At 66.1% G+C, this 24,160-nt stretch carries 29 protein-coding genes; 19 read left to right on the top strand and 10 right to left on the bottom strand.

Annotated elements, in window-relative coordinates:
• Positions 1 to 24: 24 nt before the first annotated feature.
• The 4 genes from CQ039_RS03055 (at position 25) to CQ039_RS03040 (ending at position 4,573) form a co-directional block, all read left to right on the top strand.
• Positions 25 to 762 carry a DUF969 domain-containing protein gene (locus CQ039_RS03055; protein ID WP_105564508.1) on the top strand — a complete coding sequence of 246 codons (738 nt, stop codon included), beginning with the start codon at positions 25 to 27 and terminating at the stop codon, positions 760 to 762.
• Entirely contained in the window at positions 759 to 1,724 is a 966-nt protein-coding gene (locus CQ039_RS03050; RefSeq protein ID WP_105564507.1) for a DUF979 domain-containing protein, read from the top strand. Before CQ039_RS03055 ends, CQ039_RS03050 begins: the two co-directional genes overlap by 4 nt.
• A 2-nt stretch (positions 1,725 to 1,726) precedes the next feature.
• Positions 1,727 to 2,734 (top strand): DUF2891 domain-containing protein, encoded by a 1,008-nt coding sequence (locus CQ039_RS03045; RefSeq protein WP_105564506.1) that lies wholly within the window; start codon positions 1,727 to 1,729, stop codon positions 2,732 to 2,734.
• Between the two features lie 303 nt (positions 2,735 to 3,037).
• Positions 3,038 to 4,573, top strand: coding sequence for a site-specific integrase (locus CQ039_RS03040; protein WP_105564505.1), 1,536 nt, complete (start codon positions 3,038 to 3,040; stop codon positions 4,571 to 4,573).
• Positions 4,574 to 4,801: 228 nt separating this feature from the next.
• Here CQ039_RS03040 and CQ039_RS03035 read toward each other — a convergent pair whose 3' ends face one another.
• From CQ039_RS03035 to CQ039_RS03015, 5 genes are read right to left on the bottom strand one after another with little or no spacing between them, the layout of a single operon-like run.
• Complete coding sequence (locus CQ039_RS03035; RefSeq protein ID WP_158256018.1) at positions 4,802 to 5,602, bottom strand: DUF3313 family protein; 801 nt, start codon at positions 5,600 to 5,602, stop codon at positions 4,802 to 4,804.
• A gap of 52 nt (positions 5,603 to 5,654) precedes the next feature.
• Positions 5,655 to 5,837 carry a lipocalin family protein gene (locus CQ039_RS03030; RefSeq protein WP_105564503.1) on the bottom strand — a complete coding sequence of 61 codons (183 nt, stop codon included), beginning with the start codon at positions 5,835 to 5,837 and terminating at the stop codon, positions 5,655 to 5,657.
• Positions 5,838 to 5,857: 20 nt separating this feature from the next.
• On the bottom strand, positions 5,858 to 7,081 hold the full coding sequence (locus CQ039_RS03025) for a cyclopropane-fatty-acyl-phospholipid synthase family protein (RefSeq protein ID WP_105564502.1): 1,224 nt from the start codon (positions 7,079 to 7,081) through the stop codon (positions 5,858 to 5,860).
• Positions 7,082 to 7,134: 53 nt separating this feature from the next.
• On the bottom strand, positions 7,135 to 7,938 hold the full coding sequence (locus CQ039_RS03020) for a DUF1365 domain-containing protein (RefSeq protein ID WP_105564501.1): 804 nt from the start codon (positions 7,936 to 7,938) through the stop codon (positions 7,135 to 7,137).
• Entirely contained in the window at positions 7,935 to 9,260 is a 1,326-nt protein-coding gene (locus CQ039_RS03015; protein ID WP_105564500.1) for an NAD(P)/FAD-dependent oxidoreductase, read from the bottom strand. The genes CQ039_RS03020 and CQ039_RS03015 overlap by 4 nt, the downstream gene beginning before the upstream one ends.
• Positions 9,261 to 9,384: 124 nt before the next feature.
• Between CQ039_RS03015 and CQ039_RS03010 the strand changes: the two genes are divergently transcribed.
• The 3 genes from CQ039_RS03010 to CQ039_RS03000 are packed head-to-tail and all read left to right on the top strand — an operon-like array spanning position 9,385 to position 11,398.
• On the top strand, positions 9,385 to 9,963 hold the full coding sequence (locus CQ039_RS03010; protein ID WP_233190306.1) for a sigma-70 family RNA polymerase sigma factor: 579 nt from the start codon (positions 9,385 to 9,387) through the stop codon (positions 9,961 to 9,963).
• Positions 9,960 to 10,598, top strand: a complete 639-nt coding sequence (locus tag CQ039_RS03005; protein WP_105564498.1) for a ChrR family anti-sigma-E factor — start codon at positions 9,960 to 9,962, stop codon at positions 10,596 to 10,598. The genes CQ039_RS03010 and CQ039_RS03005 overlap by 4 nt, the downstream gene beginning before the upstream one ends.
• The gene (locus CQ039_RS03000; protein WP_105564497.1) at positions 10,595 to 11,398 is read left to right on the top strand and encodes a DUF1295 domain-containing protein; all 804 of its coding nucleotides are present in this window, start codon (positions 10,595 to 10,597) and stop codon (positions 11,396 to 11,398) included. The genes CQ039_RS03005 and CQ039_RS03000 overlap by 4 nt, the downstream gene beginning before the upstream one ends.
• Here the strand turns inward: CQ039_RS03000 and CQ039_RS02995 are convergent.
• Entirely contained in the window at positions 11,395 to 11,805 is a 411-nt protein-coding gene (locus tag CQ039_RS02995) for a DUF2177 family protein (RefSeq protein WP_105564496.1), read from the bottom strand. The genes CQ039_RS03000 and CQ039_RS02995 overlap by 4 nt on opposite strands.
• Before the next feature lie 429 nt (positions 11,806 to 12,234).
• Here CQ039_RS02995 and CQ039_RS02990 point away from each other — a divergent pair, with 429 nt between their 5' ends.
• From CQ039_RS02990 to arsH, 5 genes are read left to right on the top strand one after another with little or no spacing between them, the layout of a single operon-like run.
• Entirely contained in the window at positions 12,235 to 12,570 is a 336-nt protein-coding gene (locus tag CQ039_RS02990; protein ID WP_105564495.1) for a helix-turn-helix transcriptional regulator, read from the top strand.
• A gap of 7 nt (positions 12,571 to 12,577) precedes the next feature.
• Positions 12,578 to 13,000, top strand: coding sequence for an arsenate reductase (glutaredoxin) (gene arsC, locus CQ039_RS02985; protein ID WP_105564494.1), 423 nt, complete (start codon positions 12,578 to 12,580; stop codon positions 12,998 to 13,000).
• Complete coding sequence (gene arsB, locus CQ039_RS02980) at positions 13,000 to 14,085, top strand: ACR3 family arsenite efflux transporter (protein WP_199183596.1); 1,086 nt, start codon at positions 13,000 to 13,002, stop codon at positions 14,083 to 14,085. The genes arsC and arsB overlap by 1 nt, the downstream gene beginning before the upstream one ends.
• Positions 14,085 to 14,525, top strand: coding sequence for an arsenic resistance N-acetyltransferase ArsN2 (gene arsN2, locus CQ039_RS02975; RefSeq protein WP_105564493.1), 441 nt, complete (start codon positions 14,085 to 14,087; stop codon positions 14,523 to 14,525). Before arsB ends, arsN2 begins: the two co-directional genes overlap by 1 nt.
• Complete coding sequence (arsH, locus tag CQ039_RS02970) at positions 14,522 to 15,268, top strand: arsenical resistance protein ArsH (protein WP_105564492.1); 747 nt, start codon at positions 14,522 to 14,524, stop codon at positions 15,266 to 15,268. Before arsN2 ends, arsH begins: the two co-directional genes overlap by 4 nt.
• Positions 15,269 to 15,444: 176 nt before the next feature.
• Here the strand turns inward: arsH and CQ039_RS02965 are convergent, their stop codons facing one another.
• Positions 15,445 to 16,338: a MurR/RpiR family transcriptional regulator gene (locus tag CQ039_RS02965; protein ID WP_158256017.1), complete on the bottom strand. Its 894-nt coding sequence runs from the start codon at positions 16,336 to 16,338 to the stop codon at positions 15,445 to 15,447.
• Between the two features lie 130 nt (positions 16,339 to 16,468).
• Between CQ039_RS02965 and CQ039_RS02960 the strand changes: the two genes are divergently transcribed.
• Positions 16,469 to 17,449 (top strand): hypothetical protein, encoded by a 981-nt coding sequence (locus CQ039_RS02960; protein WP_105564490.1) that lies wholly within the window; start codon positions 16,469 to 16,471, stop codon positions 17,447 to 17,449.
• Between the two features lie 91 nt (positions 17,450 to 17,540).
• Here CQ039_RS02960 and CQ039_RS02955 read toward each other — a convergent pair whose 3' ends face one another.
• Positions 17,541 to 18,455 (bottom strand): DUF2268 domain-containing putative Zn-dependent protease, encoded by a 915-nt coding sequence (locus CQ039_RS02955; protein ID WP_105714861.1) that lies wholly within the window; start codon positions 18,453 to 18,455, stop codon positions 17,541 to 17,543.
• A 172-nt stretch (positions 18,456 to 18,627) separates the two neighbouring features.
• Here CQ039_RS02955 and CQ039_RS02950 point away from each other — a divergent pair, with 172 nt between their 5' ends.
• Positions 18,628 to 18,957, top strand: coding sequence for a hypothetical protein (locus tag CQ039_RS02950; RefSeq protein WP_105565023.1), 330 nt, complete (start codon positions 18,628 to 18,630; stop codon positions 18,955 to 18,957).
• Between the two features lie 157 nt (positions 18,958 to 19,114).
• On the opposite strand, the gene CQ039_RS02945 is transcribed toward CQ039_RS02950, so the two are convergent.
• A complete protein-coding gene (locus tag CQ039_RS02945) occupies positions 19,115 to 19,882 on the bottom strand; it encodes an SDR family oxidoreductase (protein WP_105565022.1) in 768 nt (255 codons plus the stop codon).
• Between the two features lie 128 nt (positions 19,883 to 20,010).
• Entirely contained in the window at positions 20,011 to 20,895 is an 885-nt protein-coding gene (locus tag CQ039_RS02940) for a LysR substrate-binding domain-containing protein (RefSeq protein WP_105565021.1), read from the bottom strand.
• A gap of 162 nt (positions 20,896 to 21,057) precedes the next feature.
• Between CQ039_RS02940 and CQ039_RS02935 the strand changes: the two genes are divergently transcribed.
• From CQ039_RS02935 to CQ039_RS02915, 5 genes are all read left to right on the top strand, one after another.
• Positions 21,058 to 21,681 (top strand): glutathione S-transferase family protein, encoded by a 624-nt coding sequence (locus tag CQ039_RS02935; protein WP_105565020.1) that lies wholly within the window; start codon positions 21,058 to 21,060, stop codon positions 21,679 to 21,681.
• Positions 21,682 to 21,704: 23 nt separating this feature from the next.
• Positions 21,705 to 22,754 (top strand): LLM class oxidoreductase, encoded by a 1,050-nt coding sequence (locus CQ039_RS02930; protein ID WP_199183595.1) that lies wholly within the window; start codon positions 21,705 to 21,707, stop codon positions 22,752 to 22,754.
• A 17-nt stretch (positions 22,755 to 22,771) separates the two neighbouring features.
• Positions 22,772 to 23,254, top strand: coding sequence for a flavin reductase family protein (locus tag CQ039_RS02925; protein ID WP_158255976.1), 483 nt, complete (start codon positions 22,772 to 22,774; stop codon positions 23,252 to 23,254).
• Positions 23,255 to 23,295: 41 nt separating this feature from the next.
• Positions 23,296 to 23,784, top strand: a complete 489-nt coding sequence (locus CQ039_RS02920; protein ID WP_105562379.1) for a methylated-DNA--[protein]-cysteine S-methyltransferase — start codon at positions 23,296 to 23,298, stop codon at positions 23,782 to 23,784.
• Between the two features lie 110 nt (positions 23,785 to 23,894).
• Complete coding sequence (locus CQ039_RS02915) at positions 23,895 to 24,158, top strand: glutaredoxin family protein (protein ID WP_105562199.1); 264 nt, start codon at positions 23,895 to 23,897, stop codon at positions 24,156 to 24,158.
• The last annotated feature ends 2 nt before the right edge of the window (positions 24,159 to 24,160 follow it).

Genomic DNA, 24,160 nt, shown 5'->3' with positions numbered 1-24,160 from the left:
ACCCTTCGTCGGGGAGGACGAACCATGCTGGTGCTTTTTGGGATATTGATCGTGGTCGCGGGCTTTGTCGCCCGGATCAATCCGCTGGTGGTCATTCTGGTCGCGGCCATCGCCACCGGGGTGCTGGCCGCGGTCGGTCCTGGCGTGGACGCGCAAGGGTTGCTGACGGCCGGGATCGACACAATTTCGCGCTTTGGCCAGGCCTTCAACGACAACCGCTACTTCCACATCACCTGGCTGGTGCTGCCGGTCATCGGCCTGCTGGAACGGGCAGGATTGCAGGAACGGGCGCGCGACCTCGTCACCAAGGTCAAGGCGGCGACCGCTGGACGACTGATGCTGATCTATCTGCTGGTGCGTCAGGCGACCTCGGCGCTGGGCCTGACCTCTCTGGGCGGCCACCCGCAGATGGTCCGCCCCCTGATCGCCCCCATGGCCGAAGGCGCGGCCGAGACTCAGCACGGCCCCCTGACCGACAAGGCCCGCTTCCGCATTCGCGGCATGGCGGCGGGCACCGACAACATCGGGCTCTTCTTTGGCGAGGACATCTTCATCGCCATCGGCTCCATTGTCCTGATCGTCGGCTTCCTGGAACAGGCGGGCATCCGGGTCGAAGCCCTGCACGTCTCGCTGTGGGCCATCCCCACGGCCATCATCGCCTTCCTGGTTCACGGCGCGCGGCTGCTGATGTTCGACCGACAGGTGAAGAAGGACATGGCCGTGTCGGACGTCGCCGATGACGCATCGGAGATGGGCCAATGATCACGTTAGAACACGCCTATATCGCGACGGGGCTGATGTTCGCGGCCTTCTCCATCCTCAGCCTGCGTGATCCGTTGAACCCGACGCGGTTCCGCAGCGCCCTGTTCTGGGGCCTGATCGCCCTGTCGATGCTGTTCGGCTCCTGGCTGGGCGGACTGGGCAATGGCCTGCTGGTCATCGCCCTGGTCATCATCGGCGCCAGCGGCAAGCTGGGCGTCGGCAAGCCCGACACCACCACCTCGGAACAGCGTCAGGCCAGCGCCGCGCGCTGGAAGAACGCCCTGTTTGTGCCCGCCCTGATGGTGCCTCTGGTGGCGGTCGGCGGCACCCTTCTAGCCAAGCACACCCCCACCGGAGCCTGGCTGATCTCGCCGGTGCAGACGACGCTGATTTCGCTGGGGCTGGGCTGTGTTGTGGCCCTGGTCGTCGCCATGGTCTGGTTCCGCCCGCCGGTCATGGCGCCGGTGCAGGAAGGCCGTCGCCTGATGGACTCCATCGGCTGGGCCGCGCTGCTGCCGCAGATGCTGGCCTCGCTGGGCGCGGTGTTTCTGGCCGCCGACGTGGGTCAGGTGGTGGGCGATCTGATCGCGCGGGTCATCCCCATGACCTCGGCCTTCCTCGCCGTCTTCGCCTATTGCGCGGGCATGGCCCTGTTCACCATCATCATGGGCAACGCCTTCGCCGCCTTCCCGGTCATGACCGCCGCCATCGGCCTGCCCATCGTGGTGCATCAGTTCGGTGGAGACCCGGCCATTGTCTGCGCCATCGGCATGTTGGCCGGCTTCTGCGGAACCCTGATGACGCCCATGGCCGCCAACTTCAACGTCGTGCCCGCAAACCTGCTGGAACTGCCTGACCGCAACTCGCCTTTGAACGGCGTGATCCGCGCCCAGATCCCCACGGCGGCCATCATGCTCGTCGCCAACATGCTGCTGATGTATTTCCTCGCCTTCCGGTTCTGACAATGACGATAGACAACGCCCTCGCCTCCCGCTTCGCCGCCACGGCGCTGGGCCATGTGACGCGCGAGTATCCCAACCACATCATGCATGTGCTGACGGGACCGCAAGACGCCCGCACGCCGCGCGACATGCATCCGATCTTCTTCGGCAGCTTCGACTGGCACTCCTGCGTCCACGGCTGGTGGACCCTGTTCACCCTCTATCGCCTTCACCCCGACATGGCCGAGGCGGCGCAGATCAGCGCCCTGGCCGACGAGCTATTCACGTCGCAGAACGTCGCCGGAGAAGCCGCCTATCTGGCCCGACCCGAAGCGCGCGGTTTCGAACGTCCCTATGGCTGGGCCTGGCTGTTGATGTTGGCGGCGGAACTGGAACGGCACGAAACGGACGAAGGTCGTCGCTGGGCCGGGACCCTACGCCCGCTAGCCCAGGTCTTCGCCGACCGCTTCAAGGCCTTCCTGCCGCTGGCCGACTATCCGGTGCGGGTCGGGACGCACTACAACACCGCCTTCGCCCTGCGGCTGACGCTGGACTACGCCGAGGCCCACGACGCCGATCTGGCCGCCGCCTGCCACGACGCCGCCCTGCGCTGGCATGCCGGGGACCGCGACTGTCAGGCCTGGGAGCCGTCGCAGGACGAGTTCCTGTCGCCGGCCCTGATGGAGGCGGTGCTGATGCGGCGTGTCCTTCCCGAGCCCGAGTTCCGTGTCTGGTTCGACGCCTTCCTACCGCGCCTCAGCGACGGCCAGCCCGCCACCTTGCTGTCCCCTGCCCGCGTCAGCGACCGCACCGACGGCAAGATCGCCCATCTGGACGGGCTGAATCTGAGTCGAGGCTGGTGCTGGCGCGAGATCATCGCCGCCCTGCCCGCCCAAGACCGCCGCCGCGCGGTCGGACAGCAGGCGGCCAAGACCCACCTCGACGCCGCTCTGCCCCACGTGACCGGCGACTACATGGGCGAGCACTGGCTCGCCAGCTTCGCCCTGCTGGCCTTGATGACGCTCGAGTGAGGGTTGCGCGCCCCGCAGGCTGCAAGAAGGCGCGATCCTGGCCAGCTAGAAGCCTTCAACGCCAGGAAGGGAATGGTAGGCGGCGACGGGTTCGAACCGCCGACCCTCTCGGTGTAAATCGCCCCGAATGCCATTTCAGGGTATTTCATTGCATTACAAAATAGCCCTAAACACATGAATTTATAGAAGTTGGTATTTTCACACCTGTGCACGGGTTTGCAGCGAATCTTGCACTAACTGCCCCCCTATTGCCCCCCTTGATGGTAGGCTGGCGGCGTCTGATTTGCTCAGGACGCTGCTGCGATGCCAACCCAGGTCATCATCACGACCGATCGCCAGATCGCCGGCCTAAAGCCGCTCGAGTGTCGATTCGAGCGCCGGGTTTCTGGCGCGCGAGGCCTCAGCGTCAGAGTATGGCCGTCGGGCCTGAGGCAGTTCGAGGTGCGATTCGCGATCAAAGACGGACCTCGACGGCGTGTGATCCTCGGCGACTATCCGGAGGTGTCGCTCGCCGACGCCCGGCAAAAGGCGACGGAACTCAGGTTGGAACTTCTCAAGGGCGTCGACCCCGTAGCGGCGCGCGCCGCCGCCCAGCTTCCTGCCCCGCCGCAGGACACTTTGGACGAAGTCGCGCAGACCTACTGGGCTGCAGCGGAGTTGGGTCTGCATGGCGGCCGCCGAAGGCCCAAACGCCCTCGAACGATCGCCAACGAGCGCCACCTTTGGAAGCGTCATATCTCGTCTTCCCTCGGCACGTCTGCGCCACGCGATTTGAAGCGCGCGGAGGTCAAGACCTTCATGCGTTCGCTCGTGACCGAGCGGCGCCTCTCCGCCGCCAGCGCGGCTTCGATTGGCGGGCTTCTTCACAGCGTCATGGCCTTCTGTGTTCAGGAAGAGATGGTCGACGCCAACCCGGTGGTCGGGCTTGCTCGACCTTTGGCCCTGGTTTCCCGCGACCGGATGCTGGACGACGCCGGACTGAGGCTGGTCTGGGACATTGCGCGGGACGGCGTACAGCCGCGGCCGCCGGGCTACCTCAACATCGGCCTTGCAGCACGGCCGGAGCCCGTGATGGCGCTCGCTATCCAGTTGCTCATGCTCACCCTGACGCGCCGCAATGAAGTCGCGGGTGCGCGCAAGTCAGAGTTCGACCTGGACGCCGCGCTCTGGGTGATCCCGGCCAACCGGGCCAAGGCCAATCATCAGCACGTCGTCCCCTTGAGCCCTCAGGCTCTATCCGTGCTTGCGGCGGCGTTTGCGCTCGATCCCGACAGTCCCTTCGTCTTCCCTTCCCCGCGCGTCGCCGATCAATGCATTGACGAGCAGGCGATCACGCGAACCTTTTCCCGCATCTTCGAGCGTAGAAAACTACCGCTCCGATCGCCTCACGATGTCCGACGAACGGGTGCGACCACCTTGACGGGGCGCTACGGCGTCACCCGTTTCATCGTCGGGCTCGTTCTCGGCCATACGCCAAAAGACGGCGCCGCAGTCACGGCCGTCTACGACCGTCACACCTATATACCGGAGAAGCGCTGCGCTCTCGTCAAATGGTCGGAGCACCTTACCGGAACGCGATCCGATGCAGCTTCTGCTTTGGTTGCCGACGAGGCCGTTGCTCCCAGGCGAACCGAGGATCTGGCGGCGGCCAAGGTCCGTGCACTCGCGCTCTGCGCTGACGGCAGAGCACAGCAGGCGGTGCTGACGATGTGCATGGCGGCTAGTCGGGAGGGCTCGGTATCACAGACCCACCTCGATTTACTGTCAGCCGTCGGCCTGGACCTCGCCAGCCGCAATGACTGGTCGGAGCTGGAGGCGTGGATCAACGGCTTTGGCTGAACGGTGAAATCGAAACCTGGGGACGTTCGGCCAGACCCCGATCAGGCGCCCACCGGCTGATCTGTGACGCGTGGTTTCTGGGGCACGCTCGCCATGGCCGTCACAGCAGGCAGTGGCCGCCCTTTCGGCGTCGCCGCCTGAGTCAAAGGCATCCCGCAACTGTCCGCGGCGGCCAGCCTCCTTCCAGGAGCGCGGGCTCACCCGGGCTGCTCCTGATGAGCCACACGATCAGTCGCTGTCCGCTTCGCTTTCAGGAGCCCGCCGCCCGCCGCTCAGACCGGGTTCGTACAGGCCCGTGGCGATGCCGGCGAGGATCCCTTCGACCCGTACGCGCGGACCGAACCGCCGACAGGGATCCAGGTCAGGTCTCGGGCGCAACGCACGGTCACTGGGCGCAAGGGCGTCGCCTACCATGTCGCCCAGGGGCTCCGCCAGTTGATGAGCATCGCCGATGCGCGACAGCGACGGCCTATCGGTGCCCACCACCATGGCGTCGCGCCGCCAGACAATGGCGGCGGCCTGGCGACCGTCCGGCGCCAGCAGCTCGGCCTCCGCGCCGAGGCCGCCCGTGCCGCCGGGCGCCCTCACCTTGATCGGACCGGGGATGAAGAAGTTGGCGACGGCAGCCGCCGCCGAGCCGGCCTGATGCGTCGGCCGAATATAGGTAACGCCGACGCGCACCGTTCCGGCCTGGGGATCGGGTTGATCCAAAATCTCGAACCGCTCGCTCAATTCGTAGCAGAGCTGCCGATCCACCTCGTTCATCACCGCGCGCCGGTCGTCATCAGAAAGCACTGGATCCTTGACGCCGAAGACCTCGGCGGGCGCCACCCATAGCCGGGTGATGCTGGAAGCCAAGGCCTCGTCCCGCCGCTGCGAGACCGAGGCGCGCACCACGTCCGTTCTGGGCGCCAGGCCTTCATAGGTCGTCAGAAAGCCAGTGTGCGACGGCGCGGCGCCGCTGGCACAGGCTCCCGTGGCCATGGCCAGAACCGCCGCCCCCATCCCGCGAAACCCCTTGCCGGCCATCCTCGTGTCTCCCTCTTCTGCGGAGGAATACGCACGGATTGAGTGATCAGATTTACGGCAGATGCCGGGTCTCGCGCACGAGGGCGAGATCATAGCCGATCGCGGCCGTGCGGGTCATGATGGTCGCCTTGACCGCATCCGAGGGGTTCGCCGTCCGGCTCATCAGCCACAGATACCGGCCGGACGGCTCGCCGGCCGCGACGACGAGGAGAATGGACGCGCGTCTCAAAGCCATCGGGAATCCACGGTTGAGGATCAGGCGCGCTGCAGGGCCATCTGGATCACATCGGTACGGCCCGACCGGAAGCCGGCCTCGCAGTAGGCGAGGTAGAAGCGCCAGAGGCGATGGAAGCGGTCATCGAAGCTCGCCTCCGTCCTGACGATCTCGCCCCAGGCGCTTTCGAAGCGTCGGGCCCATTCGGCGAGGGTCTCGGCGTAGTCGCCGCCGAAACGCACGATCCCCGCCTCGACCAGGCCCGCGCTGGAGATGTCAGGCGCCATCCGCGCTTCGGACGGCAGGCAGCCTCCGGGGAAAACATACTTCTGGATGAAGTCTGTACGCGCGTCATACTCGTCGAACAGGTCGTCCTGAATGGTGATGATTTGCAGGCCCGCGCGGCCGCCGGGCGTCAGCACCTCATGGACCTTCTGGAAATAGGTCGGCCAGTACTCGCGCCCCACCGCCTCGAACATCTCGATCGAGGCGACGCGGTCGAACCGGCCCTCCACATCGCGATAATCGATGAGGCGGATGTCGGCACGCTCGGCCAGCCCCGCCTCGAACAGGCGACGGCGCGCATAGTCATGCTGTTCTCGCGAGATGGTGACGGCGGTGACGACCGCCCCGACCTCGCGCGCGGCGAACTCGGCGAAACCGCCCCAGCCGCAGCCGATTTCAAGCACGCTATGCCCCGGTTGCAGGTCCATCATCCTCGCCAAAGAGGCGTATTTGGCGCGCTGTGCGTCCTGTAGGGACTGTCCCGCCCCTTCATACCGCGCTGACGAATAGGTCATCGAAGGGTCCAGCCAAGCCCCGTAGAAGGCGTTGCCGAGGTCGTAGTGGGCGTGGATGTTCCGGCGCGAGCCGCGTCGACTGTTCCGGTTCAACCGATGCCCGAGCCAGTTGAGACCATTCATCAGCGGGTTGCCGTCGAACAGGCGTCGGATGTGGTCGTAGTTGTTGACCAGGGTCTCCAGCAGGATCGCCAGATCGGGGGTGTCCCACTCGCCCGCCATGTAGCCTTCTGCAAAGCCTATATCCCCGCCTTTCAGCACGCGCCTGGCGAACCGAGGGTCGCGGATGGTCAGGACCGCGGCGTGGCCGGGGTCACTGCCTGTCAACTGATGGCGAGCGCCGTCGGGCAGGATGAGGGTCAGCCGCCCCCAGGTCCAGTTGGCGGATAGCAGGCGCATGACCAGGACGAAAACCGGAGACGCCGTCCGCCTGTCGTTACGTTCGCCATAGAAGGTGGTGGTCATGAGATCAGACGACTCTTGCGCGGAGGACGGCGCGCCCCGGGGATTTCCAAAGATCAACGCGCAAGACGGCTCTCACGTGCCCGTCGCTGGATCGTGAAAGGTTCCCGGGCTGGAGGCGGCTGTCTGGTCAGACGCACGCCCTTGAGCCACAGCTTCAGCGCCTCCCAATGAATGGCGGCCATGATCTTGAAGGTCATCAGCGGCAAGGCCAGCGCCGCCGCCCACAACTGTCCGTCCTGCAGCGGTCGTCGTTCGCCGGACATGGCGGCGGTGATCAGGACACCCTCGGCGTCCAGACCGTCAATCGTCAGATCCAGCTTCTCTCCGGGTGTATGGCCGCGAAACGCATAGTCCATCTCCATGCCCATGAATGGCGAGACATAGAGGGCCTTGGCCGCGCCCTGACGGATCAGACCCGCCGCCTGATCCTCGCTCCGCACCGGGATGACGTAGGCGTGGCGCACGCCAAAGGTGCTGGTCACCTCATAGACCATGGCCGCCAGCCGGCCATCGGCCTGATGGCAGTAGTAGAGGCTGATCGGGTTGAAGACGTAGCCGAGTACACGCGGCATGGTCAGCAGACGGATCGGCCCGTCGCCGATGTCGACCCCGGCGCGCGCGAGGAAGTCTTCGATCTGAAGGCGCAGCGCCGTTCCCGACCCGTCGCCGTGATCACGATCATGAAAGGAGAGCAGGTTGAACCGATTGCGCGAGAACAGGCGAAGATGTCGGTCCAGCCCGTCGATTTCGGCCAGATCGAGCAGCAGCCAGAAGACGCGATAGTTCAACTGATGCGCCCGGGGCCGCAGCCTCCTGTGCATGACGTCGCCGCGATAGAGGGCTGAGGCCTGGGTCACGCGGCCTGCTCCACGACCTTCGATGCGGCGGGCGACAGATGAATGCGGCCGCTCTCGTTCTGGACCGACCACGGCCGCCGCACGCCGCCCAGTTGCTCGGCCACGGCCAGACCCGATTGCAGGCCGTCCTCATGAAAGCCCGCGCCGAAGTGGGCGCCGCAGAACCAGACGCCGCCCTGCCCTTGTAGGCTCCACAACTGCTTCTGCGCCTGAATGGCGGCGGAGTTGAAGATGGGGTGCTCGTACAGCTCGCTGCGCAGCAGACTGTCCGGCCTGGGCGGGCGCGGCGGATTCAGGGTGACGAACAGGTCCTGACCCGGCAGCCCTTGCAGCTTGTTCATCCAGTAGGTCACGCACAGGCCCTCGTCGGCCCCGATATAGTTCCAACTGGCCCAGGCGCGGCGGCGTTGCGGCATCAGACCCGCGTCCGTATGCAGGACGGTCAGGTTGCGGCTGTAGCGGAAGGCGCCCAGCACCTCCTTCTCGCGCGCGGTCGGCTCGGCCAGCATGGCCAGAGCCTGATCGGCATGGGCGCCGATGACGACATGGTCGAAGCGCTCGACGCCGCCCTCACTGTCGTGGACCATGACGCCTTGATCCGTGCGCCGCACCCCTGTCACCCCGTGGTTCAGCCGCACGTCATCGATTTCATGCGCCAGGCGCTCGACATAGACCCGGCTGCCGCCCTCGACAGTGCGCCACAGCGGGCGTCCGACCAGTTTCAACAAGCCGTGGTTGCCGCAGAACCGGATGAAGGCCTCCGCAGGATAGTCCATCAGCGTATGCGCCGGCGACGACCAGATCGCCGCCGCCATCGGCAGCAGGTGATCATCGCGAAAGGCCTCGCTGAACCCCTCGCGCTTCAGATAGGCGCCCAGGGTCAGATTGGGATCGGTCAGGTCGCCCAGATCGATCGGCGCTTCGCGATAGAAGCGCATGATCTCGCCCAGCATGGACCAGAAGCGCGGACGCAGGACGTTGCGGCGCTGGGCGAACAGGCCGGGCGCGGCGTACTCGAACCGTCCGCCGTCCAGCGACACGGCAAACGACATATCGGTCGCGCGGGTCTCGACCCCCAGATGCGCGAACAAGGCGATCAGGTTGGGATAGGTGGCGTCGTTGAAGCAGATAAAGCCGGTGTCGACCGGCACAACCCCCGTCGCCACGCCCGCCGTCACCGTGTTGGAATGACCGCCCAGACGGTCCGCCTTTTCATAGATCGTCACTCTATGGCGCTGCGACAGCAGCCAGGCCGACGACAGGGCGGCCACGCCCGAGCCGATCACGGCGATCTTCAAACTGTCAGCGGCAGGATAGGACATGTCCCGATTACGCACCGGCGCCGCGATCGGATTGCGAATGATCCAGACATTTCCACGAAGCGTATTAGGCTTCATGCATGCCGAGGCTTCGTCATTCACATCCCCTGCGCGGCGGGCGTCCGGCATGAGCCTGGACGCGCTCTCGCCCGATCCGTTCGTGCATGACCGGCTGATCGAGGCCGTGGCGCTGAGACGCGACCGCGAGGCCTTCGCCCAACTGTTCAGCTATTTTGCCCCCCGCCTGAAGGCCTGGCTGATCAAGTCAGGCGCCACGCCCGGCGCGGCCGAAGACTTCGCCCAGGACGCCATGCTGACGGTCTGGCGCAAGGCCGACCTGTTCGATGCGCGCAAGGCGCGGGCCGCCACGTGGATCTTCACCATCGCCCGCAACCGGCGGCTCGATATGCTGCGCCGCGACGCCCGCCCCCTGCCCGTCCCCGAGATCGAACTGACGGAACAGACGGTCGAACGACCTGACGACCTTCTGGTGCTGTCCGAAGACGCCGAGCGGGTTCGCGACGCCCTGTCGCGGCTCAAACCCGATCAAGTCGAGGTGCTGCGCCTCGCCTTCTTCATGGACAGCCCCCATTCCGAAATCGCCCGCCAACTCGACCTGCCGCTGGGCACCGTCAAATCCCGTATCCGCAACGCCATGATCAAACTGCGCCTGATCCTCGAACCGTCCGAGGAGGCCGCCCGATGAAGGCTCTTCGCAACCCCTCCGAGGAACGCCTCCTCGCCTATGCCGCGGGGAACCTCAGCCCGCCCGAGGCCGTGGTGGTCGCCGCGCATCTGGCCCTGCGCCCCGCCAACGACGCCTGGGTGCGCCAGCTACAGGCCGTGGGCGGCGAGTTCCTGAGCGAAGCCGCGCCCACCCCCATGGCAGACGACGCCCTGGCGCGGGCCATGGCGCGGATCGACACCGACGCGGGCGAGGTAAAGGCCCCGGCGCCGCTCAACGACATGCCCGAACTGCCCGAACCCTTGCGCCGCTACGCCCTGGGTCGGTGGCGCTGGATCGGTCCGGGAATGCGGGTGCGCGACGTCCACGCTCCGCGCGACGGCGACTGCCGCGTCATCCTGCTGGAGATCGGTCCGGGGCGCGAAACGCCGCGCCACACCCACGGCGGGGTCGAGCTGACCTGCGTCCTGTTCGGCGCCTACGCCACCGAGACCGAACGCTTCGACGTCGGCGATCTGGAAGAAGCCGACCCCGAGGTTCTGCACCAGCCGCGCGTGGTGTCGGACGGCCCTTGCCTCTGCGTCGTCGCCCTGGACGGCCAGATCCAGCTCGACGGATGGCTGGGCCGACTGATGCAGCCCTTCGTGCGGCTATGATCCGACTGCTGCCGCTCTGGGGCGCGGCGGCGCTGTTCATGGTGGCCGTGATGACCGCTGCATGGCTTGTCCAGCGTCGCACCGGCCAAGGCGGCTGGGCCGACGCCTTCTGGTCGCTGGGTCTGGGCGCGGCGGGGGTCGGCGTCGCCCTGTTTCCGATAGACGACGCAGCGCCATCCGCGCGCCAATGGCTGACATCCGCGTTGATCTGCCTTTGGGGCTTGCGGCTGGGTCTGCACATCGCCGCCCGCGCGGCTCATGAGAGCGAGGATCCGCGTTACGCCCACCTGCGCGACCAATGGGGCGCGAGCTTCCAGCCCAGGATGTTTGGTTTCCTCATGTTGCAGGCCGGGGCCGCGGCCTTTCTGGTGCTCAGCATCCTGCTGGCGGCGCGCAATCCGACGCCGGGCCTGACCTTGCAGGACGGCCTGGCCGGCCTGATGTTCGCGTCCGCCCTGCTCGGCGAAACCATCGCGGACCGCCAACTCGCGGCCTTCAAGGCTGATCCCGCCCATCGCGGGCAGGTCTGCGACGTCGGCCTCTGGGGCTGGTCGCGGCACCCTAACTACTTCTTTGAATGGCTGAGCTGGTGCGCCTGGCCGGTGTTCGCCATCGAACTCAGCGGCGCCTGGCCCTGGGGTTGGTTGGCGTTGAGCGGGCCTGTCTATATCTACTGGCTGCTGACGCGGGTATCGGGCGTGCCGCTGCTGGAGGCCCATATGCGCCGCTCACGCCCCGAAGCCTTCGCCGCCTACGTCGCCCGCACCAGCGCCTTCTTCCCGCGACCGCCCCGGCGCTAGACAGGCGTTCGAAGCAATCGCATCGCCAATGCGCACGCTATCGACGACGCCCCGGCGCTGACACACACGCCCCAGGCCATGTCGATCAGCGACAGCTTCAGGCTCCAGGTCTTCAGCGTGGCCAGATTGGTCAGGTCATAGGTTCCGTAGGCGAAGAGGCCGAACAACCCGCCCCAGATCAACGCCTTCTTCCAGCCGCCCTCGGCCAATCCAGGCAGGACGGCGAACAGGGTGAGACCGCCAGCATAGAGCGCATAAAAAGCGATGGCGGGCGCGAGCCTGAAGTTGTCAGCCAGCATTGACCCGATCAACGGGCGGTATAGCCGATCCCCCATGCTCCCGAGCCAGGCCGTGTCGATCACGGCGAAGGCGACCAGGGTCAGAAGGTAGGCGATCGCGATATTCATGGCGCAGCTCCATCAGCTCCTAATCCTATACGAACGGCGCGCCGCGCCGGATGCCCCGAGCTTTCGATCCCGCAGGTCGATACACGCGTCAGCGCCGGGGGCACGTCGTCGACGAAACCGCGCTGAGGCGACCGTGCCGGCCGGCTAGGTCCCGGCGAAACACCGAAGCTAGTCAGACGAAGATAGATGGAGCGACCAACCATATCGACGGCGACACTTCGAACTGACACTTGCTCAACGCAGCACTCGAACGACAAATTCCTCCTTGCTCAACCGTTTCCGAGAGCGCTCCACCCGGAAAAGGGTCTCGGAATCTTGCGAAGGGAAATCAGTCTCTTCAGAGCCATGAGCGACATCGGGAGGCAGGATGCAAGCGGGCCTTCTTGCGGGTTTAGTTGACGACGGCATTAATTCCATTATCTTGGAATTATGGAATCAGAACCCGCCATCCTCGCCCTCGCTGCCCTGGCTCAGTCCACGCGGCTTGAGACCTTCCGCCTCCTGGTGCGGCACGAACCCGAGGGCCTCCCCGCCGGCGAGATCGCGGATGCCCTCGCCGTGCCGGCTAACACCATGTCGGCGCACCTCGGGGTTCTGTCCCGCGCCGGTCTGATCAGTTCGGAGCGGCGCAGCCGGTCGATCATCTACCGGGCTGATCTGGACCGCCTCCAGGCGCTGGTCCTGTTCCTGCTCAAGGACTGCTGCCAGGGCCGCGCCGAGCTGTGCGAGCCGCTGCTGGCCGAACTCTCGCCCTGCCGCGCCTGAGGCAGTCATGGACGTCGTCATCTATCACAACTCCGCCTGCGGGACGTCGCGCAACGCCCTGGCCCTCATCCGCCACGTCGGGATCGAGCCGCACGTCATCGAGTATCTGAAGACGCCGCCCAGCCGCGCCATGATCCTGGGGCTGGTCGAGCGCATGGGCGCACCGTTGCGCAGCCTGCTGCGCGAGAAGGGCACGCCCTTCACTGAACTGGGGCTAGACGATCCCACCCTGACCGATGACCAGTTGCTGGACGCCATTGAGGCGCATCCCGTCCTGCTGAACCGTCCCATCGTCGTGTCCCCGCTGGGCGTGAAGCTGTGCCGACCGTCCGAGACGGTCCTGGACCTCCTGCCGTCCGAAGGCCTGAAGCCTTTCACCAAGGAGGACGGCGAGGTCGTCATCGACGCCGAGGGCCGGAGGGTCCGCTGATGGTCGATGCCCTGATTACTGAACAGCCGCAGCGCCGCCTGTCCTTCCTGGACCGCTGGCTGACATTGTGGATTTTCGCGGCAATGGCGCTGGGCGTGCTGCTAGGCACGCTTGTGCCGGGGCTTCCCGTCTGGATCGACAGCCTGTCGGTCGGGACGACCAACATCCCCATCGCCATCGGCCTGATCCTGATGATGTATCCGCCGCTGGCGCGGGTGAAGTACGAGGAACTGCCGCGCGTCTTCGCCGACAAGCGCGTGCTTGCCCTGTCCCTGTTCCAGAACTGGGTCCTGGGGCCGGTGCTGATGTTCGCCCTGGCGGTCATCTTCCTGCGCGACCAGCCGGAATACATGACAGGCGTCATCCTGATCGGCCTGGCCCGCTGCATCGCCATGGTGCTGGTCTGGAACGAGTTGGCGCGGGGCGACAACCAGTATGTGGCGGGCCTGGTCGCCTTCAACTCGATCTTCCAGATCGCCTTCTTCAGCCTCTACGCCTGGCTGTTCCTGACCGTGCTGCCGCCCCTGTTCGGGCTGGAGAGCAGCGTAGTCGACGTCAGCGTCTGGACCATCGCCGGCGCCGTCCTGGTCTATCTGGGCCTGCCCTTCCTCGGCGGCTTCCTGACCCGGCGGACCCTTGTCGCGAGGAAGGGGAACGACTGGTACGAGACGCGCTTCCTGCCGCGCATCGCGCCGATCACCCTGATCGCCCTGTTGTTCACCATCGTCGCCATGTTCAGCCTGAAGGGCGGCGAGGTGGTTGCCCTGCCGCTGGACGCCCTGCGAATCGCCATCCCCCTGACGATCTACTTCTTCGTCATGTTCGTGGTCAGCTTCTTGATGGGGCGGCTGATCGAGGCGGACTATCCGCGGACAACGGCCCTGGCCTTCACCGCCGCCTCCAACAATTTCGAACTGGCGATCGCGGTCGCCATCGCCGCCTTCGGGCTGGCCTCGCCGGTCGCCTTCGCCGCCGTCATCGGCCCCTTGGTCGAGGTGCCGGTACTGATCCTGCTGGTGTCGGTCGCCCTGTGGCTGGGCCGCCGCTACTTCCAAGCGACCGTCCCGAAGCAGGATACCTGCTGATGGGCTTCAACGTCGTAGAGTTGCCCCAGCCCACCCCCGATCTGATCGCCGCGCTGGAGGCCGCCGGCCTGCCCACGGACGACCTCCAAGAACCCGGCCGTCGTTTTTTTCGTTTCGAGGACGATGCCGGACTGATCGGCTACGGCGGGCTTGAGCAGGTCGGCTCCGACGCCCTGATCCGATCCATTGTTGTCATCGACGACCGTCGCGGCGAAGGCCACGGCTCAGTAATCCTGTCCTGGCTGGAAACTAAGGCTGCCGCGCAAAATGCGTCCGGCCTCTACCTGCTCACGACCGCGGCGGCCGCCTTCTTCGAGCGGCACGGTTACACCGCCCTGCCCCGATCAGCCGCGCCGACCGCCATCGCCGCCTCTAGGCAGTTTAGCGCCCTGTGTCCGGCTTCGGCAGCATTCATGTTCAAGGAGTTGCGTACCCAATGACCCGTCTTCGCGACCTGCCCGATCCCGACCACCTACCAGCGCTGGACCCGGCCTACCTGTCCAGCCAGCCTGCACTCGGTCTTGGCCCGAACGATCATCCCCCGCGCATCCTGCTGCTCTACGGCTCACTGAGAGATCGATCCTTTTCCCGCCTCTGCGTCGAGGAAGCCGCCCGCCTTCTGCGCTTCATGGGCTGCGAGACGCGTATCTTCGATCCATCCGACCTGCCGCTGACGGATCAAGTCGACTACGACGACCATCCCGCCGTCCACGAACTGCGCGAACATGCCCTGTGGTCCGAAGGCATGGTCTGGAGCAGCCCCGAGCGCCACGGCCAGATCTCCGGGATCATGAAGCTTCAGATCGATCACCTGCCGCTCAACATGGGCGGCATGCGCCCGACCCAGGGCCGCACCCTGGCGGTCATGCAGGTCTCCGGCGGCTCGCAGAGCTTCAACGCGGTCAACACGCTGCGCCTGCTCGGCCGTTGGATGCGGATGATCACCATCCCCAACCAATCCAGCGTGGCAAAAGCCTTCATGGAGTTCGACGACGACGGCCGAATGAAGCCGTCCAGCTACTACGACCGCATCGTCGACGTCATGGAGGAACTGGTGCGCTTCACCATCCTGACCCGCGCCCATGCCGGGCAGTTGGTGGACCGCTATTCCGAACGGAAAGCCTCAGGCGTGCCGATCGATGCAGCCAACGATCTGTCCGCCATCGCGATCAGGTCGGCTTAGCGCCAAGAGCTGTCGCAAGGACAACGCCCTAAACGCGACATTCCGCGCCTGCCGGGAGTCTGCTTTCAAGCACGACACCTATTTCGCAAGCCGATTCATTGCTGACATCGGTTCAGCATTTTCTGCTGCCGCACCTAACGCCCGCCCGCTTCTTCGCCCCGGACCGCTGACGGCGTTCAGGGGCGCGGCGTGATCACCGCGTCGCCGAGCAGGGAGGTCAGGCGGGCCGAGCGCCGCATCACGGCCTGCTCGCCCAGGATGTCGGCGGTCCCGCGCAGCAGGGCGTCGATCGCGGCCACGGCGCCCGCCCCCGCCCCGGACAGGACGAAGCCCGGCTTGCGCGGGACCACGATGCCGACCTCGCAGAAGGGAACGAGCGGAGAATCAGGACCGTCCGTGATCCCGATGACCGGCACGCCCTGCTCCTTCAGAACGACGGCCGTGGTCAGGGTCGCCTCGGAATAGCGGGCGAAGGCGATCTGCAGGGCGGCGTCCTCCGGCCCGGCGTCGAGCAGACGCCGCTTCGCCCCCTCCAGCCCGGCCCCGTCGACCAGAGCATGACAGTCGGGCCGCAGGGCCGACAGGCAGAACTGGGCGTACTGGGCCAGGAAGGCGCTGCTGCCGAAGCCGACCAGATAGACCCTGCGCGCGCCGGCCAGACGCGACGAAGCCCGCGCGAACTCTCCCCAGCCGCCCAGGGGAGCGATCCGTCGCAGCCGGGCGGCGTCGTCCTCCAGCGACAGGTGCCAGGGATCGCCGGAAGTTCGCGCCTCGGCGATGACGTCCCCGAAATTCTCGATCGACCGCAAGGTGTCGCGCAGGTCTTCGTGCAGCAGCCGCTTCAGCTCGGGATGGCCCGGCAGGCCCAGCCGGCCCGCGAAGCGGTTCGCCGTCGCCTCCGACACGGCGGCGGCCTCGGCCAGGTCCTTCAGCGTCATCAAGGCCGCCTCGTGCGGAGACGACAGGATGACGTCGGCCACGCGCCGATGCCCCGCGCTCAGGCCGAGATAGCGCTCGGTGATGAGGTCAAAGATCGGGGCCGGCGGATGATCGGAAGCGGTCACGTCCATGGATGTAGCGCCGTTCGTTTCGAGCATGCGACGATAATTATCATGCATCGACGTATACATGATGCATGTTTTCTTTCATACGACCACCATGCATCGCCGCGAGCGAACGGCGAGCAAGTAGGGAAACCCGATGCGCATCATCCTGTCCGCCGTCTCCGCCCTCGTTCTTCTTGCGACGGCCTTGCCGGCCACGGCCCAGGCGCCGGCCTCGCCGTCGGCGGTCCGGGTTACGGACGACGACGTCGCCCGCTTCTGGATCGCCTATGACGCCGTGCGGGCGACGCAGGACCCGACGGAGCAGCGCGACCTGTTCCAGCGCCTGTACATCGACCAGGGAACGCCCGGCCTGGCTGCCTTCATGGAGGCCAAGGGCTATACGGCCGACACCTATCTGAACGCGATCCGCGCCTATCCGAAATACTGGGACACGGTGCGGCCGCGCACCGCCCTGGCCGCCGGAGCGCTGGATCGGCTGGAAGGCCACCTAGCTCGCATGCGCGCCCTATACCCGGACCTGCGTCCAGCCGGGGTCTATTTCGAGATCGGCGCCCTGCGCTCGGCTGGGACCGCCCTAGGGGACAAGGTGCTGATCGGCGTCGAAATGGCCGCGGGCGACGACAGCGTCGATGTCTCCCAGATGCCACCGGGGCTCCAGCGCTTCTTCGGGACCTATTTCGCCAGCCGCCCGCTGGACAACCTCGACCTGCTGGCGACCCACGAGTTCGTCCACACCCAGCAGAACGGCGAGCGACAAACCCTGCTGGGCCAAGCCGTCTATGAGGGCGTCGCCGACTTCGTGGCCGAAAAGGCAGCCGGCCGCCTGCCGGACCTGCCCTATGTCGCCTACGGCCCTGCCAACGACGCGACGATCAAGGCCGCCTTCCACAAGGACATGATGGAGAACGACTACAGCGGTTGGCTGTACAACGGGATGAACAACGCCTTCGGCGTGGCCGACCTAGGCTACTACGTAGGCTATGCGATCACGCGTCGCTATTATGAGCGGGCGGCTGACAAGGCCCTGGCGATCAAAACCATGCTGGAACTGGACTACGCCGATCAGGCCGCGGTCCAAGCTTTCGTCGACGCCTCGGGCTATTTCGACGAATAGCGGACAATCTGAAGGCCTGTTTTACGGTCCCGCAGGGCACTCGAAGCGGTCTTGGTCTGCGATCAACTCCTTCAGGCCCCTCCAAGCCGCCCTATTCTGTCGAGCCAACTCCAAGCCTCCAACCGCTTGCGGCAAGGAAGGCTTGAGCATCCGAAAACTCAAGGATGTTCTTTAGCGCGGCCGTCTTGTCGGGGGCCTTTTCGTAATAGCTTTTGGCGATGCGGTAGCCGACCCAGTAGCCGATGTCCGACGGCTTATCCTTGGTGGAATTATAGAACCACTCCGACAGGTCGGTCTTGTCCATATCAGCACTGAATGCGACCTCGATTTCATGCTCCCGCCCCCGGACCAGGGGGCCGAAATAGGTATATGCGGGACGACCGATCAGCACCTCGGTGACAAACTCGGCGCCGCCCTCGAGCAAGGCGGTTTCGAGGACGGTCAGGTCCGTCTTCTCTGTCAGCCCCGGGTTCGGCTGGGCATGAACATATTCGTGCACCAGAACGCCCACGAACCGGCTCTCGATGTCAGCTTCAATGAAGTCCGTTGCACACAGGGCTTCCAGCCCGACCTGTATGCCCGTGACCGAACTGCCGATAGCGACGGGGCGGCCGCGGCCCACAGCCAGGGTGACAGAGGGGAGACGAGCCTCCGGATAGAGGCTTACGAGTTTTGCCAAGGCTGCGTCGACCTGGCCTTTGACCTGCGGCAGGACGCTCGAACACGCCCTGGCCTGTCGATAGATTTCCGGTCTCGAGACTATAGCCTCGGCGACGCGAACCGCCGTCGTGCGTCTGGCGTCGAAGAACGTGCGCAAGCCTGGCGATCCGACGTCGATATAGCCTGACTGGATCTGCTCGGCGGTCGGTCTGCCGTCGGTCGCATCGTAGAGACGATAGAAGAGATCGACGTCTGATATGTCGAGGGTCGCGCTCGACTGCGCCCGGACCGGACTGGACAACAGGCAGGTCAGAACCACGCTTGCCGTGAAAATCGATAAACGCATGTCCGTTTCTTTCGAATGTGAAGGCCGGGGCGCGCCGTTGCCTGGACGCGGCTTCGTCGGGGCGCTGCTTCGTCAGGGCGTCAGGGCCCCCATCGGAGACGCAGGGCGTGCAGGTTGAGCCTTGCGCCCTAGAGATCCGACTCCGGCGCAATGGTGTGGATCACCTCGCCGCTTGCGTTCAGGAACTCGATGGCTCCGAAGCCTTCTTCAGTCAGAAATCCGCGCCGAGCGCGCCTTCGTCGTCGTCCTGGTCAAGTCGACCGAGCTGGCGGACACCCCGCTGGGGCCTTTCGGCCATCTGGGCCTGGCCTGCGCCAGCAAGACGGAGGTGGACCGCATGGCCGCCATGGCCGACGCCCAGGGCATTCTTCGCTCGCCCCCGACCGACAGCGGGCACCCGGTCGGCTACTGGACCTATATCAGTGATCCCGACGGCAATACGCTGGAGCTGTCATACGGGCAGCAGATCCGCTTCGCCGCCGAAACCGCCAGTCGCACCTAGTTCCACCCCCAGGTCCCTGTCGCGGCCGGCAGCCTGCTCAATCCGTCCGGCGGCCGAATAGAAGGCGCCGCTCAGGCGAAATCTCCAGGTTCGAGGACCGTCGCCGCGACGCTCCGAAGCGGCGCAGCAGCCGAACATTCTGGCGGGCGCCCGTCGCCTAGGCCTGGGTAGACGAGAAGCGCCCGCCTTCGTCGGCGTCGACAATGATCGACAGGGAGACGTGCCGGGGCCGCGTCACTGCTAACAACACCGCGTCCACGATGTCCCGGTTGGTCGCGCGCTCCCCCTTGCGACGCTGAGACGCACTCTCCCACGCCTCTCCACCGGGCTCGATATCTTCGAGATAGGGCGGGTGTACGACGGGGGACCGAACGGGCGTTCCGACCAGCATCTGGGCCAGCCCTTCAGCGAGGGCGGCTTGAGCCCGCTTGGCGGCGTAGAAGGGCACAGACACCGTCTGGATGGCGGCGTTCGGCAGGCCGCCGATCGACCCGATGGTCACAATGTCCGGGCGGACCGACCCATGCAGCAAGGGCATCAGGCCCTGCGTCAGGAGGAAGGTCCCTGAAACGGCCGCGTTCACCACCCCCAGAACCTCCTCGGGGTGATGATCCTCCTCGCTTCGTTCAAGCCACATCGCCCCATTGTTGATCAGGATGTCGACGACCTCGTGCTCGGCCTTCAGCTGCGCCACGGCCCGCGCCACGCTGGCGGCGTCGCCGAGGTCCAGTTCGACGAGCTTCGCCTGCAATCCGGTCCGCTCAAGGATGGTCGAAGCCACGCCCTCGAGCGCCTCGCGCCTGCGACCGCAAAGGATTGGCCGGCTCCCCACCTCGGCCAGACTGATGGCCAGGGCCGCGCCCAGCCCCCGGCCGGCTCCCGTGACAACGACGACGGAGCCTTCGAGTTTCTGCAGGGAGATCATGGGGGAAACAGGCGCCTATGACGGGAGATCCCGCTCCATAGGCCGGATCAGGACAGCGACCCATTCGCCATACGGGCGCACCCATCATCAGCTGAGAAAAGGCCTCTCGCCAACGGCGCCGCGCGCCTTCAAGCCCCCGCCTCTTCATCCAGCCAGGACACGAAGGCCTCGACTTCGGGGCGAGGTATCGTCCCGGCCAGCGTCAGGCTGTAGTAGGCGAACCGTGACGGCCAGGAACAGTCCAGGGCCAAGGCCAACCGTCCAGACGCCAACTCGTCAGCCGCGTAGATGTCCCGGACCAGGGCCAGTCCCTGCCCCGATATGGCGGCCCGGATCAGCGTGAAGTCGTCGTCGAACGACGATCCCCGCTCGGCTAGAGGGTCGCCTTCGACGCCGTGGGCCTTCAGCCAAAGACGCCAATCGGCGCGATCTGAATCCTGGAGCAGAGGATAGCCGAGGCAGTCGGCGGGCCTACGGATCATTGGCCCGGTCTTCAACAGCTCCGGGCAGGCGACCGGCAGGAAGACCGGCGTCATCAGATGACGGGCCTCAAGTCCTGGATAGTCGCCCAGCCCATGGCGTATCGCCACGTCGATCCGGTCACGCCGCAGGTCGACCAGCTTGCCCGAGGCTTCGACGCGCACCTCGACCTCCGGATGCGCTTCGGTGAACCGCCCCAGCCGCGGGGCCAGCCAGGAAGCGGCGAAGGAGGGCACGGTGCTGACCGTCACGGTCTTGCGCGCGGCGGCGGCTTCCAGGCTGTCCAGGCTGCGCTCGATCTGGTCGAAGGCGCGCAGCAGGTCCGGGTGAGCCCGCACGCCGGCCTCGGTCAGGCGGACGCCGTAGCGGGTGCGTGTGAACAGGGGCGCGCCGACCCTTTGCTCCAGCAGCCGAATCTGCTGGCTGACGGCGCCCGACGTCACCCCCATGGCCTCGGCGGCGGCCTTCAGGCTGCCCTTGCGCCCTGTCTCGACAAAGGCGCGCAGAGCCAGTAGGGGAAGTACGCGACCCATAGTTTAGTTCACCTACACTTTAAGGTCAGAAGCGATCGTTTCCATTCGCTTCGCCCGATTGAGACAATGCACGCCTGAAACGATCAATCAGGAGTTTAGTCAAGCTCCGGTCTTTCAGTCGAGGACCAGGATGTTTCAACCGCACGCCGGGCGGCAAGCCCGATGATCACCCTCTACACCACGGCCTCGCCAAACGGCTACAAGGCCACCATCGCCCTGGAAGAGCTGGGCCTTCCCTACCGCCTTCACCATGTGAAGATCGACGACGGCGACCATCGAACCCCGGCCTTCCTGGCGCTGAATCCCCACGGTCGAATTCCCGTCATCACCGACGACGAGACCGGCGTCATCCTCTTCGAATCCGCCGCCATACTGCTGTACCTGGCCGAGAAGTCCGGACGCCTGCTGCCGACCGACTTCAAGGCGCGCTGGGAGGCGATCCAGTGGCTGATCTTCCACGCCTCCAGCACCAGCCCCATCCTGGGCCAGCGCGTCCATTTCGAGATGTTCGCGGCCGAGCCGATTCCCGCCGCCATCGACCGCTACCGAGATCTGACCGAGGCCGCCTTTACGACCCTCGACGGACGGCTGGCGGACCAGGAATGGCTGGCCGGCGACGACTATTCCATCGCCGACATCGCCACCTTCGGTTGGACCCATATCGCCAGCGTCAGCGGCATCGACTTCTCGCACCACAAGCACCTGACGCGCTGGCATCGACAGGTCGCCGCTCGCCCCGCCGTCCAGCGCGGCGTCGCCCTGCCTGAAATCGCGACCGCCCCCTAGGCTCGCCCTTCAAGGACATCCTCATGACGACCTCCCTTCTCGCGCGCGGCATGCCCGCGCCTCTCGGCGCGTCCATCGACGCCTTCGCGGACCACCCCGGCTATCGCCGCATGTTCGCGCCGAACCAGCTGACGATCGGCGTCTTCCTGCCGCTGCGCTTCTATCAGGGCGACATGCGCGTGCTCGAGGGCCAGGCCGACCTCGTGACCGAGATCGACCGCCTGGGCTTCGCCGCCGTCTGGGTGCGCGACGTGCCGCTCTACGATCCTGGTTTCGGCGACGCCGGCCAGGTGTTCGACCCCTTCACCTACCTGGCCTACCTCGCCGCCAGGACACAGCGGATCGCCCTGGCCACGGGCAGCGCCGTCTTCTCGCTTCGCCACCCGATCGACCTCGCCAAGGCGGCCACGACCATCGACCAGTTGTCCGGCGGACGCCTTGTCCTGGGCATAGCCTCGGGCGACCGGCCGGTTGAGTTTCCCGCCTATGGCCTGGATCGTGACACTCGTGGCGAGCGGTTCGCCGAGACCGTTTCAGTCTTTCGACGGCTGACCGGCGAGACCCGCCCCTCCATCCAGTCCCCCCTCGGCGTCATGGCGGGCGCCGCCGACCTTCTGCCCAAGCCAGCCGCCGGACGCATCCCCCTGATGGTCACCGGGTCCAGCCGTCAGGACCTGTCGTGGATCAGCCGATACGCCGACGGCTGGCTCACCTATCCGCAGTCGACCCATACGCCGGAAGGCCCCCGGCAGTTGGCGGAGAAGATCAGGGCCTGGCGCTCAGGCATTCCCGACGGCGGCTTCCGCCCTCACATGACCAATGAGTGGCTCGATCTGGTTGAAGATCCCGACTTCCCGCGCACGCCGATGCAGGGCGGCTTTGTCCTGCGCACCGGCCGCAAGGGCCTAATCGACCTGCTGGGCGAGTGGCGCGACGCCGGGGTCAACCACGCCGCGCTGGGCATGCAGTTCGCCGAGCGTCCGCCCGCCGAGATCATCCAGGAGCTGGCTGAAGAGGTTCTGCCCCTCTTCCCGTCCCACGACGCGCCCCCGCCCCTCCCTTCGTCATGGTGACGAGGGAGAGCACGCAGGTGCAGCCCGAGGACTTCAAGAGAGCCTTCGCACATCTGCCGACGGCCGTCTGCATCGTGACAACCGGTCCGGCTTCCGACCCGGGCGGCGTCACGGTCGGGACCCTGTCGCCCCTGTCGCTCGCCCCGCCCCTGTTGATGTTCACCCTGATGCAGGACAGCAGCGTGCTGCAACGTCTCCAACCTGGGATGGTGATCGGAATCCAGCTCCTGAGCGAGAGCCAGGCCGAGATCGCGACGCGGTTCTCACGGCGGGGCGATGACCGCTTCGCCGGGCTGAAGCTGAGCCACGCGGAAGGCGCGCCGCGCCTCGAAGGCGCGGCCGCCTGGATGACGGCTTTAGTGCGGGACAGGACGACCTTCGGAGACCATGTCCTGGTCACCGCCCTTGTCGCCTCGGCGGAGGTCGGCGCTGGCCGGCCCCTGCTCCACTGGAGACGGGCCTTCACCGGCCACGCTCAGGACGCCGGACATCGCGTATGACGCCCTTCCGTTGGAGCTGGATCGACACCCCGTTGGGACGCATGTCCGCCGTCGTCGATCCGAAAGGCGCCGTCGTTCGCCTTGATTTCGAGGACGACAGTTACCGCGAGGAGGCCAACAGGCTCATTTCAGGCGCGGCCTCCCCTGAAGCGGTCGCGCACGTGGCGCTCCAGCTGGCCGAGTATTTCGACGGCAGGCGTCGTCGCTTCGACGTCGATCTGGCGCCGCAAGGCAGCGCCTTCCTGCAGCGAGCCTGGCGAGGCCTTCGCGATACGCCCTATGGATCGGTCCTGTCCTACGGCGACCTCGCCAGACGCATGGAGCCGTCGAGCTCCGCGCGCGCCGTCGGTCGCGCCAACGCCCTCAACCCCCTGTCCATCCTCATCCCCTGCCATCGGATTCTGTCGGCTGACGGCCAGATGACCGGATACAGCGGCGGCCCGGAGCGAAAGCAGGCGCTGCTGGCGCATGAAAACGCCCATCGCCTCCATCCGGTCGTTCAGCTCTCCCCTTTCCTCCGCCCCCCTTGACCTTGCCAGCGCTGGAAGCCCCACGCTGACGACAATCTTCCTCTCCACCGGCGGCGCCGCAGCCGTTCGGCCCGCGAGGAACACCGGCGAATTCCGAAAAGGGCACGACCATGACCGACGCCAACGCACCCCCTATCCTCATCTACACGACCCCGACCTGCCCAGACTGTCATGCGCTCAAGCGCTGGCTCGCCGAAAAGGGCATCGCCTACGAGGAACGCGACCTCACCGACCCGCTTATCGCCGAAGAGGCCAAGGCGCGCACGGGGGTCCGGGTCGCCCCCATCAGCATTGTCGGCTCCGACATCTTCTACGGCACATTCCAGAGCCAGAAGCCCGGTCTGATCAGGGCGCTTGGACTGCAAGGCCTGTGAGG

The organism is Brevundimonas sp. MYb52, from assembly GCF_002979535.1.
Taxonomy (GTDB): Bacteria; Pseudomonadota; Alphaproteobacteria; order Caulobacterales; family Caulobacteraceae; genus Brevundimonas.
This window is presented reverse-complemented; position numbering and strand designations above follow the sequence as displayed.